Origin of the sequence: Psychrobacter sp. 4Dc, assembly GCF_002836715.1 — a bacterium.
Classification (GTDB): domain Bacteria; phylum Pseudomonadota; class Gammaproteobacteria; order Pseudomonadales; family Moraxellaceae; genus Psychrobacter.
Genome location: NZ_PJAT01000065.1, coordinates 32,113 through 44,618 on the forward strand (window position 1 = coordinate 32,113; position 12,506 = coordinate 44,618).

The 12,506-nt window shown below is 43.6% G+C and carries 8 protein-coding genes; 2 read left to right on the plus strand and 6 right to left on the minus strand.

Annotated features, from left to right (window positions below; all coding sequences use genetic code 11):
- Positions 1-6 precede the first annotated feature (6 nt).
- Entirely contained in the window at positions 7-2,391 is a 2,385-nt protein-coding gene (gene ppsA, locus CXF61_RS03545; protein ID WP_165597165.1) for a phosphoenolpyruvate synthase, read from the minus strand.
- 691 nt (positions 2,392-3,082) lie between these two features.
- On the opposite strand from ppsA, the gene CXF61_RS03550 reads away from it, so the two are divergent.
- Both CXF61_RS03550 and sthA read left to right on the plus strand, forming a co-directional pair.
- Positions 3,083-3,979 carry a posphoenolpyruvate synthetase regulatory kinase/phosphorylase PpsR gene (locus tag CXF61_RS03550; RefSeq protein ID WP_057759387.1) on the plus strand — a complete coding sequence of 299 codons (897 nt, stop codon included), beginning with the start codon at positions 3,083-3,085 and terminating at the stop codon, positions 3,977-3,979.
- 151 nt (positions 3,980-4,130) lie between these two features.
- Complete coding sequence (gene sthA / locus CXF61_RS03555; protein ID WP_165597166.1) at positions 4,131-5,780, plus strand: Si-specific NAD(P)(+) transhydrogenase; 1,650 nt, start codon at positions 4,131-4,133, stop codon at positions 5,778-5,780.
- A 92-nt stretch (positions 5,781-5,872) separates the two neighbouring features.
- Here the strand turns inward: sthA and CXF61_RS03560 are convergent, their stop codons facing one another.
- From CXF61_RS03560 to CXF61_RS03580, 5 genes are all read right to left on the minus strand, one after another.
- Positions 5,873-7,063 (minus strand): ABC transporter permease, encoded by a 1,191-nt coding sequence (locus CXF61_RS03560; RefSeq protein ID WP_165597167.1) that lies wholly within the window; start codon positions 7,061-7,063, stop codon positions 5,873-5,875.
- The gene (locus CXF61_RS03565; protein ID WP_165597168.1) at positions 7,063-8,370 is read right to left on the minus strand and encodes an ABC transporter permease; all 1,308 of its coding nucleotides are present in this window, start codon (positions 8,368-8,370) and stop codon (positions 7,063-7,065) included. The genes CXF61_RS03560 and CXF61_RS03565 overlap by 1 nt, the downstream gene beginning before the upstream one ends.
- 3 nt (positions 8,371-8,373) lie before the next feature.
- Positions 8,374-9,573, minus strand: coding sequence for an HlyD family secretion protein (locus CXF61_RS03570; RefSeq protein ID WP_165597169.1), 1,200 nt, complete (start codon positions 9,571-9,573; stop codon positions 8,374-8,376).
- 48 nt (positions 9,574-9,621) lie between these two features.
- Positions 9,622-10,488 carry a YihY/virulence factor BrkB family protein gene (locus tag CXF61_RS03575; protein ID WP_165597170.1) on the minus strand — a complete coding sequence of 289 codons (867 nt, stop codon included), beginning with the start codon at positions 10,486-10,488 and terminating at the stop codon, positions 9,622-9,624.
- A gap of 101 nt (positions 10,489-10,589) precedes the next feature.
- Positions 10,590-12,248 (minus strand): TolC family protein, encoded by a 1,659-nt coding sequence (locus tag CXF61_RS03580; RefSeq protein ID WP_165597171.1) that lies wholly within the window; start codon positions 12,246-12,248, stop codon positions 10,590-10,592.
- Positions 12,249-12,506: the final 258 nt, after the last annotated feature.

Below are 12,506 nucleotides of genomic sequence, written 5' to 3' on the forward strand. Positions count from 1 at the left end.
AGCGGTTTACTTCGCTTCTTCACCAGCTAAGAAGAACCAAGTATCTAGTACTGAGTCAGGGTTCAATGACACTGAGCTGATACCTTGCTCCATTAACCAAAACGCTAGATCTGGATGGTCTGATGGGCCTTGACCACAGATACCGACGTATTTGTTTTGCTTACGGCAAGCTTCGATAGCCATAGATAATAGTTTCTTAACAGCAGGATCACGCTCATCAAATAGATGCGAGACGATACCTGAGTCACGGTCAAGACCAAGCGTTAACTGAGTCAAATCGTTAGAACCGATTGAGAAACCATCAAAGTACTCTAGGAACTCTTCTGCCAATAGGGCGTTGGTTGGTAGCTCACACATCATGATGACGCGTAGACCATTTTCGCCACGTTTTAGACCATTTTTCTCAAGTAACTCGATGACTTCTTTGGCTTCGCCAACAGTACGTACGAATGGAATCATGATCTCAACATTGGTCAAGCCCATGTCATCACGTACACGTTTTAGTGCTTTACACTCAAGCTCAAAACAGTCACGGAAGTTATCAGACACATAACGGCTAGCACCGCGGAAACCAAGCATTGGGTTCTCTTCTGATGGCTCGTATAACTTACCACCAAGCAAGTTAGCGTATTCGTTCGATTTAAAATCTGACATACGAACGATCACTGGCTGATCCATGAAGGCAACAGCTAGCGTTGAGATACCTTCAACCAATTTATCAACATAGAAGTCAACAGGTGATGCATAGCCTGCGATACGCTCTTGGATTGCTTGCGCAATTTCACGTGGCAAGCTGTTCATGTTTAGCAAGGCTTTTGGATGCACACCAATCATACGGTTGATGATGAACTCTAAACGTGCAAGACCAATACCTTCGTTTGGCATTTGGGTAAATGAGAATGCGCGATCTGGGTTACCAACGTTCATCATCACTTTAAATGCTAGCTCTGGCATAGATTCAACAGAGTTAGTCTGTACTTCAAAATCAATCTGGCTTTCATAAATGAAACCAGTATCACCTTCAGCACAAGAAGCAGTTACGTCTTGACCATCAACCAATAGCTCAGTTGCGTTACCACAACCAACGATAGCTGGCACACCTAGCTCACGTGCGATAATAGCAGCGTGACAGGTACGGCCACCACGGTTAGTGATGATAGCAGAGGCGCGCTTCATAACTGGTTCCCAATCCGGATCAGTCATGTCTGATACGAGTACGTCGCCTTCTTCTACTTTGTCCATCTCGTTTAGGTTGCTAACGATACGCACTTTACCTGAACCGATACGTTGACCGATTGAACGACCTTCACACAATACTTTTGCGCCAGTCGTGTCGATGACATAACGTTCCATTACGTTGCTATCTTGACGGCTCTTAACAGTCTCAGGACGTGCTTGAACGATAAAGATTTCGTTAGTATCGCCGTCTTTTGCCCACTCGATATCCATCGCTTGGCCATAATGCTGTTCAATCGTTACCGCTTGCTTGGCAAGTGAGGTCAGCTCTTCAGTCGATAGAGAGAACTGCATGCGATCTTGTTTTTCAACATCAACGGTTTTAACTGATTTAGCCGTGCTGCCTTCATCACCATAAACCATTTTCTTATGCTTGCTACCTAGGTTACGACGGATAACTGATGGCTTACCATTGGCTAGCAATTTCTTAGAGATGTAGAACTCATCTGGATTAACCGCACCCTGTACAACCATTTCACCTAGGCCATAGCTTGAGGTGATGAATACCACTTGATCAAAGCCACTTTCGGTATCTAGCGTGAACATAACACCAGCAGCACCAGTCTCTGAACGTACCATACGCTGTACGGCAGCAGATAGTGCAACACCTTCGTGCTCAAAACCTTTGTGTACACGGTAAGAGATTGCACGGTCGTTGTATAGAGAAGCAAATACTTCTTTAATAGCAATTAGGACGTTATCAATACCGCGAATGTTCAAGAAGGTTTCTTGTTGACCAGCAAATGACGCATCTGGCAAATCTTCAGCAGTGGCAGAAGAACGTACAGCAACAGCGATATCTTCGCCGCCACTCATAGTTTCAAATGACTGACGTACTTCTTGCTCAAGATCTTTTGGCAGTTCTTGTTCAATAATCCAAGTACGAATCTTTTTACCAGTAGCCGCAAGCTTATTAACATCATTTACGTCTAGTGTTTTTAGCTCGCTGTTGATTTTGTCAAGCAAGCCTGTTTCAGTCAAAAAGCGGTTGAATGCATTTGAAGTGGTGGCAAAGCCGCCTGGAACACTAACGCCTAAATCAGAAAGATGGCTGATCATTTCGCCAAGCGAAGCGTTCTTACCACCAACCATTTCGATGTCGTCTTTTCCTAGCTGATCAAGATTGATTACAAGTGCTGTAGATTGCGCTGCCATGATAACTCCAGAAAATAAGGTTATTTAGTAAAGATTATAACGGTGAATTATACCGCCATATTAGGACAATTTCGAGGGTTTTCACCAAAAAACTTGTTAAAAATATACAAATTGTGGGGTTTGCTACATAAATTAGAGCTAGTCCGATCAGGTTTCGTATTTACTCGGATGAAAAATATCATTGTTAGTGACGATGTTATACGGTTTCAAAAGCCAATTACTGCATAAAATAGACGTATTCAAATAAGCTACATCTAGAGCATTTCCATAACTTATGTTTCAATCTTATGTATCTGTATAAAAGAAGCATAATAGAAGAAGCATAAAAAAAGCCTTAATGAGAGGTGGATTAGCCATGACGACAATATGAAAAACAATGTTGGTGCTAAGTGTACGCCTGTAACATTGATTTCTATTAAGAAGCTAATATGCGTATAATGTAGCGCATAGATAGTTGATGCACATTGCATAATAAATGTGCGGTATAGGTACTAAAAAAGGCTCGTTTTAAGAAGGCAGTTATAAAACCTAGTTATACGAGTTATAAGGGTAACTATAAGAAGCCGAGTAAAAGTCACGCTATTAATAGTCAATAACTGCTAAACATCTACCAAGTCTGAATTATTACTAAGATCTATACCAAAAACTAAATGAAGGTCATTATTGAGTTTTCAACCGAGGTGTCAACGATATGTACTCAAGCAATCTATCTGAACAAGTTAAGTCCACTATCCAAAATCGCCATGCGCTAAACTTGGACAGCTCACAAGCCATTAGAACGGCGTTTTTTATCTCAGATGGCACAGCTATTACGGCTGAGACACTTGGACGCGCTATTTTGAGTCAGTTTGCCTCGGTTCCTTTTGAAACAAGAGTATTGCCATACGTCGATAGCTTAGAGCGTGCGGAAGATGCGGTTGAACAAATCAATATGGCGTATCAGCGTGATGGTTCATTGCCATTGGTGTTTGATACGATCGTCAATCCAGAGATTCGTGAAAAAATTAACTCGGCACACAGCTGTAACTTAGATATGTATGAAGGTCTGATTGGCCGTGTTGCAGAAGAGACTGGCGTAGAGCCAGATGGTCATTCAGGGCATGCACATGATGATGTCGATTCTGAAACCTATAAAGAGCGTATCGATGCAGTGCATTTTGCCTTAGACAATGACGATGGCGCGCGTACTCGTCACTATAATGCAGCCGATATTATTTTGGTGGGTGTGTCGCGCTCTGGTAAGACGCCGACTTCTTTATACTTAGCATTACAATTCGGTATTCGAGCGGCTAACTATCCTTTGACCGAAGATGATTTGTACGACAATCAGTTGCCGAAAGCATTGCGTGAGCATAAAGACAAGCTGTTTGGTTTGCTTATTGATACTGATCGCTTAGTAAAAATCCGTCAGGAGCGCCGTGCAGGCAGCCGTTATTCAAGCTATCAGCAATGCCAGCAAGAGCAGCGCGCGATTCAGGGTATCTATATCACGCATGGTATTCCAAGCTTAGATGTATCAGAGATGTCTGTTGAAGAGATTGCCACGCGTATTTTGCAGATGACAGGTCTCAAACGCCGTATTGGATAATTAGAGTTTTTGGTAGTAATCGCTCTATGTCAATGTTGTAAAAACCACACTTACGGCTTATGGTGAGCTGAATTTCAATAGCTTGCCTAAGTTTAAGCATATTAACTCGTACATAAATATATAAATAGAATCAACAAATAAAGAGGACATCATGGTAAGTAAAAGTGCAAGCGACGAGACCAACGATACTGGTAAAGATATTCATACCGAAGTATCAAATAAATCTAGTGGACACGTGCCAAGCCCTGAACATACCGAAGGTAAGAACAAAAAAGAAAAGATAGAGCAGACCCACGAGCAAGTGACCGATGATGTTATGCATCATCCTGACTTAGTGAATCCGCTCGATGACACACGAATCGATATTAAATCTGGTTTTACCAAAGACTCTCGTCGTTTAAAAAGTGACGACCATGAGTATGAGTATGATGCCGTTGTTTTAGGGGCGGGACCTGCTGGTGAAGCCGCTGCCATGAAGCTAATTAAGTCTGGTAAAAGAGTCGTGGTCGTCGATCCGCGTGATCAAGTAGGGGGTAACTCTACTCACGTTGGTACAATTCCAAGTAAAGCATTGCGCCAATCTGTATTTAACTTGATTAATTTCCGCCGCGATCCAATGTTTACCAAGGCGATGGAATATAAGCAAGTACCGCTAAATGAAGTACTCGCCAAAGCGCGTCAAGTTATCCGTCGTCAAGTCAGTACGCATACACGCTTTTATGAGCGCAACCGTATCGAAGTCATTCAAGGTTGGGCAAGTTTCATTGACGCACATACGCTACGTATTGAAGTCGATGAAAATGTTTATGAAACCATCACTTTCAATAAAGCCATTATCACTGTCGGTAGTCGTCCTTACCGCCCTGAGATTTTAGACTTTAACCATCCACGTGTATTTGACTCTGACAAAATCTTGCAAATGGATTATGTGGTCAAAAAAATCATCATTTATGGTGCAGGGGTGATTGGTTGTGAGTATGCGTCTATCTTTACTGGCCTTGGCTACAAAGTTGATCTAATCAATAACCAAGATCAATTGCTCAACTACTTAGACAGCGAAATCAGTGATGCCATCGCGCATGACTTTAGACAGTTCGGTGTGCTTATCCGTAGTAACGAAGAGATTGATCATCTAGAAACTCATGATGATTATGTAGTCTTGCACCTAAAGAGTGGTAAGCGCATCAAATCTGATGCCATTCTTTGGTCAAATGGTCGCTCAGGTAACACCGAAGGCTTAAACTTAGAAGCCATTGGGCTAAAAGCAAATGGCCGTGGTCAGTTAAAAGTAGATGACACTTACTGTACTGACGTCGACAATATTTATGCTGCTGGTGACGTAATCGGCTGGCCATCACTAGCCTCTGCTGCCTATGACCAAGGTCGCTGTGCCGCTGCCTTTATGGTTGGTGATAGTGATGCTGAGCCAGTATCTAGTGTACCGACGGGTATCTATACGATTCCTGAAATCTCTTGTATCGGTAAGACAGAGCAAGAGCTCACGGATGAAAAAGTTCCATATGAAGTGGGTCAGGCGTTCTTTAAACATCTGGCACGTGCCCAAATTATCGGTGAACGTTCGGGCGTATTAAAAATATTGTTCCATCGTGATACGTTAGAAATTCTAGGTATCCATTGCTACGGTAACCACGCTTCAGAGATTATTCATATCGGTCAAGCAGTGATGAAGTGCAAGAGTAACAATACGCTTGAATACTTTGTAAATACGACTTTCAACTATCCCACGATGGCAGAAGCATACCGTGTGGCAGCATTGAATGGTTTGAACCGAGTGTTTTAAACCACCGCTATTTATATTGTATAAATAAAAAAGCGCCTACTACTATTAGCAGGCGCTTTTTTTATGCTCATAGATTTCATTAATTTGAGGATTTATAAATAGGCTTTTCTTTGCGGAATACGCTTGCGTAAAAATAGCAATAAAACAAAATAGAGCAACCACAAGCCAGCCAACGCATAAAATCCTATAGCGACTTGAGAAACACTGGCACCCATTTGGTTAAGCTGTACAGAGGTATTGATTGCAGGCGTAGTCGGTACCAGCCAACGTAGTACTTGTAATACTTGAGGCAATTGGTCTGCTGGCCAAGGGTAGCCGCTTAAGAAGAATATCGGTAAGGAGATAAAAATTAAGATCTGCATACTGCGCTCACGCTGCCGGAACCATAATCCGAGCACGCAGCCGAGCGTTGCGACTGTCGGACAAAATAGTGCTAAAAACAGCAGCGTACCAAGCATGTTTTGTCCGCGTGGATAATGATGTAGCTCAAACGCCCACCCATAATAAAAGCAGCCAACGATAAAGCTAAGTGAGCTCAAAGCCCCAATACGTCCTAACCAGCCACGTACACTCGTACTGTGACGGCGCTGTTCATACCATGTGCCAATCAGCATCGCAGTCGCCATTAAAAGTGTCTGCTGTAAGATAATAATAGAGACAGCTGGTACAACATAAGCACCATAGCCTTCGGTTTGGTTATACAGTGGCATAATCCGTAGCGGTACGGCTTGAGTATTCTGTGCTGCGGTAGGTGCATAAGCGCCTTTCGCAATGCTTTTCTTTACCTTGATACCAGCCGATACCGTACCTACTGCTTGAGAGAACCCCAGTTGGACGTTTTTATTTAAAATAAAATAACCGCCATTACCCAGTACGCTGACGTGCGCTTGCTCTCCAGACTGAACTTGCTCTTCGAGACCAGCTGGGATCACCATATATCCTGCAATTTGATCTGACCATATGGCTTCTTTGGCAGCCTGCTCATTGATAAATCGTTCAGTATCTAAATATGGGCTAGCACTCGCATAGCGAACGAGAGTACCCGATAAGTTGCTGTTGTCATGATCAATGATACCTACTGGCACATGGTTGACTACCTCAGATGAGTAAGGCCAAGGATAGAAAAACCCATAGATAATAGGAGCAATAATCAACATCAAAAGTACGCCTTTATCGCCAAAGACGTCTTTGAAAGTTTGAATAAAGCTGTTCCAAAAACCTTGTGGGGCGGGGGTGACTGTTGATTTGGTTTTTGAGTGTGTATTGTTTGATTGTGCAGACATCAGCGTGCTCCCCAACGTTCAGGATGCGCCAATGCGCGTTTGGTTAATAGTGCTGCAAATAGTAGCGCTATTATAGCTGCAAGCATGAGGCCATAGACGATAGGTAAAGATATGGCGATCGGGGCTTGCATTTGTAACTGTGCAATATGGAGCTTTAGATAATGCGTTAGCGGTAGGGCATTTGACCAATATTGCGCGCTATCACTAATCGCAATATATGGAAACGTAACACCGGCAAAAGCGTAAGAAGGCGCTGAAATAAATCCAGTAGTCGATAGACCCATACGTAATGAAAAAGAATTCAAAGTAAAAATAGCACCTAGCCAAAATGACAATGTCATTAAGCACAAAAACCCAGCATAGACTGCCATGAGAGACATGATGTTGATATTCTGATTGGACGTTGCCAGCCACAATATCAACGCTGACCACAAGCTATATGCCAGTATTGGCCAAAAGTATTTACCTAATAAGCCAAATACTAAAACTGATAAGCTGACCGAATGGGGCATTTTTGCATTCAATGATGCTTTGTTATCGCTGCTATCTTGTTTGGTTGATAGCGAAGCTGTCGTTTTTGAGGCTTTAGATAAAGTTAGACTAGGTTTGCCTGTATCAATAAAACGGTACCAGCGACCGATATTCTTATCACGTAACTCGCGGCCAATCGTAGTTGCGCCAATGACCATCGCCAATATATGTAATAAGGCAGGTATGACAGTCGATGCCAAAAACTGCTGATAATTGGTCGCAGCATTGAATAAGCTAATACGCTGCACACTGATAGGCGCATAAGCCGTCATCGCTTGTGATGGCGCTACGCCTTGTTTGACCAATCGCTTGATCTCTACACCTGCGGATAATGTACTAGCGACCGCTTGGACACCTGCCTGAATAATACCAGAGTGCGTACCGTACTGTGCATTAACTTGTAGAGTCAACGGAGCAGGCTGGCTCGATAAGATATTACGAGAAAAGTCCTCTGGGATAATGACGACAGCGTAAATATCGCGCTGTAAAATGGCAGCCTCTGCATCCGCTTGGGAGTAATACAACTGTCTGACCGTCAAAGTAGGACTGGCCTCTAAGTAACGGACGGCAGTATTGGCAACAGCGCTGTTGTCTTGATCGATGACTCCGATAGGCAAATCGGTAATTTGAGTCTGTGAAAATATCCACCATATTAGCAGCACCGTTGCCAGTGGTATCCATATCACCATGCTAAAGTCCCAGTGATTTTTTGCCAAAAAACGGCGCTCGTAGGCTGCACTTCGTAAAAAAGCCTCACTTAACTTAGTCAAGTGCATGGCTTACTCTTGGTTCTGATTGACAGGAGTAGGATTGATACGTACGACCACACTCATACCTGAGCGGATACGGGCATCGGGCTTAGATGGTCGTGCCTTTACCTCAAAAGTACGCACATCAAAACCATCATCGTTGTTGGTCGGACGCCAAGTGGCAAAGTCTGATAAGGTCGATGTCGCATAGACGGTAAACTGTTTTGTATAAGGCTTATCCGCTGATGACAGCGCTGGGATAGTACCGGTAAATGTCTGACCAATAGCAAATTGATTTAAATAAGACTCAGTGACGTTAAGTACCACCCATTGGTCGTTGGTATCCACCAACGTCAAAAGCGGAACCCCTTGACCGATGACTTCTCCAGCACTCACGATGACATTATCGACGATACCAGCGATAGGACTTCTTAGGTTCGCTTCCTCTTTTGCTACTAGCGCTTCATCGAGTTTTGCATCGACCTGTGCGACTTGTGCAGTGGCCGCTGACTTATCTTCAGTACGTGCGCCTTCTAGCGCCAGATCATACTGCAAGCGGGCTGCTTCGGTTTGGTCTTGAGTAGCGAGATATTGCGCATACGCCTCATCGCGCTTTTGTCGCGCCATCAGTCCTTCTTCGTAAAGGCGATTGACACGCTGATAGGTGTTTTCTGCCAAGTCAGACGCCGCTTTATTGGCTTGCCAAGCGGCTTTTGCTTGGGCGATTTCTTGCGGGCGCGCACCATTTTCTGCTTTGTCTAATTGGCTTTGCGCGATTTGTTTACCAGCACGTGCTTGATTAATCTTGGCATTAATCTCAGGCGAATCCATCTCAACTAATTGCTGACCAACCGTTACTGTATCGCCCTCTGTTACCATAATTTGGGCAATACGCCCTGGTACTTTTGCAGCGATCGACGTTTGCTGCATTTGCATTTGACCCTGCAGCGTAATAACTTCTGGCTCGCTATGCGCATTACTTTTGTATAGGCCATACGCAATCGTACCGAGGACAATCAGTATGAATAGTGCAAGTAATCCTTTTTTCATACGTGCAGATTTGTCAGTTTTAGAGGCATCACGATTATAAGTAGGTGTCGGTTGCTCTGGTTCAATATCAGACACGTTTTCTACAGGATCGACTGAATTTTGTGTATCTTGAGAGGTCACTGACTCGGTTGCATCAGCTGATTTATTTGAGTCGTCTGATTCGCGTGGTAATTCTGTCATGACAATGAGATTCCTAAAGCAACAAAGTTGAAAATAAAGGGCTTATTACTAGTACACTCGAAACGCATAAGGCTTGGCGTTGTCTATGGTTTCAGAATTAAAAATAGCACCAAGAGCGACGATAAATGCTGAATAATATAGCCACAGCATAATGACCACAGCAGCTGAAAGCGCGCCAAACTCAGCACTATAGTTATTAAAATTTTGCACATAAATTGAAAACAAGATGGACAATATAATCCATAAAACCGTTGCCAGCGCAGCGCCCGGCATTAGTTTCTTGAGAGCGACGGCATCACGATTTGGGGCTAGACGATAAAGGCCCAAAAAGCTTAAGAATATGATACCTGTCAATATGGGCCACCTGCTCCAAAGCGCAATTGTTTTAGCTATCTGAGGGAAAGGAAAGTAGGCCGCCCCCAAAGGAATAATCGCGATAGAGGAGACCGCGATAATCAATACGACTACTGCTGCAAAGGTCAAACCAACTGCGCGAATCATGCTTTGTACAAAACTACGCTCCTGAGTAATATGAAACGCAAGGTTAATAAGAATAATTAAAGACTTAATACCTTTAGAGCCCGCATAAAGTGCGAGCAAGGACGAGATAAGCAGGCTAAAAGTCAGAGCAGACGTAGTCGTAGAAACCAACTCGCTCAGACGGGAGTTGAGCACTTCATATACTGTATCAGGTATAAATTGACTCAAAAGCGCGATTTGCTCTTGCATCTCGGCAGGAGAAAACGCAAGACCATAAAGTAGGACAAACACAGCCATCACGGGAAAAATTGATAAGAATCCAAAGAAACCTACGCTTGCGCAATGCGCCCAAACATTAGAGTTATTGGCAATACGCCACGTTTCTAGTAACGTCTGTAGCCAGTTTTTTACCGATTTAGAGGTCAATTTTTTCATAAAAGCAGCTGTTCATAATAGGATTGGTAATAGTATTTTCGATGTGACTTTAGAGTAATACAAAGCGTTTATCATCATGACTTATGGCTTCTCGCGTTACATCATTGCTCAGTATATAAAGTAGGCAGTTGAATGTCAGCGGCATTGAGATAAGCATTAAAAGCAAGTGGCGTACCACAGCTTTGCATGAGGGCAGCCAGTGACTGTACATAGTCATTAGCAGCCTGTGCTTGCTCGGTACGTGCTTTAAGCGATTGCGTTTGTGCTTGCACTACGTCAACTGTGGTATTTACACCTTCTTGTAATCCTAAGCGACGTAGTCGTAATACTTCTGCTGCTAAATCAACATTACTTTGCAATGCCTGATAGCGTGATTGAGCATTATTGACATCGTGCCAGTTTTTTTCTACCAGTAGCAATAAATTGTCACTGACTTCAATCTCAGAGAGGTCGGCCTGACGTATTTTGGCACTACTGGATGCTAATGATGCGGCTTTATCGAGTCCGCCCCATAGTTTCCAACTGGCAGATATACCAGCGACCCAGCTTGGATCTTTCTCTACCTGACCATAACCGTATAGCAATACCGTAGGCTTGTAGCCCGTATCTGATAGCGCATGTAACTGCTGAGCCTGTGCCCGCTTGGCTGCAACTTTTTGCAGTCCGGGATGGTTATTTAGTGCCAAGTCCTGAAAGTAGCTTACATCTGGTAGAGGGCGACTAGAGACAAACAAAGGCGTGGTTGGTTTGATACGATAGTCGGTACGCAGTAGACGCTGTAGCGCAATCATAGCTAGGCGCGCGTCATTATTGGCATTGACGGATTCACTCTTGGCATCCGCAAGCGCTGACTGTGCTTCTAGTCTATCGACACGTGAGATAAAACCTTCTTCAAACAGACGCTCGGCCATATGGTCGGTCTGTTGCAATGTATCGTAAGCGTCTTCTCGTAAGTAAGCAGCGATAATCGCTAGCTGTGCCTTAAAATAACGCTCAATTAACGTATTATAAAGCTCATTTTTATCCAGTACGCTATCAGCCATCGCTTCTTGTGTACGTGCATCCGAGGCGCCAGTCAATGCGTCTGTACGCCCAGCAGTATAAATAGGCCAAACGACACCAAGACCTGCACCCGACGTAGAGCCTGAGCGCTTGAAGTTATAAGAGTCGGGAATACGCTCACCGACCAGCTCACCAAAGTCTGGTAGGTCTGCTGTCGGAGGGACTATGTTATCTACGCCATTGTTTACTTCGTTCACGATACCGCTTCTGAGAGAAGATAAATCTATATCCTCATCTAAATGATAGGCACTGGCAGATACTCGAGCAAATACGAGCGGATTGTCGATGGTTCTGAGTGCGTCAGTTTGGTATTCGCTGGCAGCAATCGCTGCTTGATTGGCAGCAATTTTAGGTGATACTTGTACCAGCAGCTTTTGCGCTTGCTCTAAGCTCAAAAAGCTTGAGACGTCTAGTGCGTAGCTGTTATCGACTGTTTTATGTGTAATAGGGTCCACAAGCGTAGACAGTGCCTGCGATTTAGCCTTATTAGGGTTTGGTACTGTAAGAAAAGGCGCGACAGCTGGTTTATCATTCTCAGTCAGACTATTAGCATCTATGATTTGTGTCACAGCCACTGGTGTAACATCATCTGACACTTCTATACTGTCAGCGTCAGTGCTTGCGTAAGTCATGACAGGCACGCTCATGACTGCAACTGTCATCATAGCAGTCGGTAGCGCTGATAAAATGAATTTCATAAGTCACATAAGCCATTAATTAGAATGTAAGGTATTATAAAATAAGGAACAGCACCGATAGGTTTCATTGCTCAGGATATAAAGTTGCTGAACTATTATAGACTATTTGCTAGCTAGCGAAAGAATGATGCTTAAATAAATCATTCATATTCTAATATAAAAATACGTCTATATTAAAAGTGCTAACAAGCGGTCATTCGTCATAAGAGGTACACTGTAGAGCCACAATGGTGACGGGTCAATGCTCAGTATTTTGCC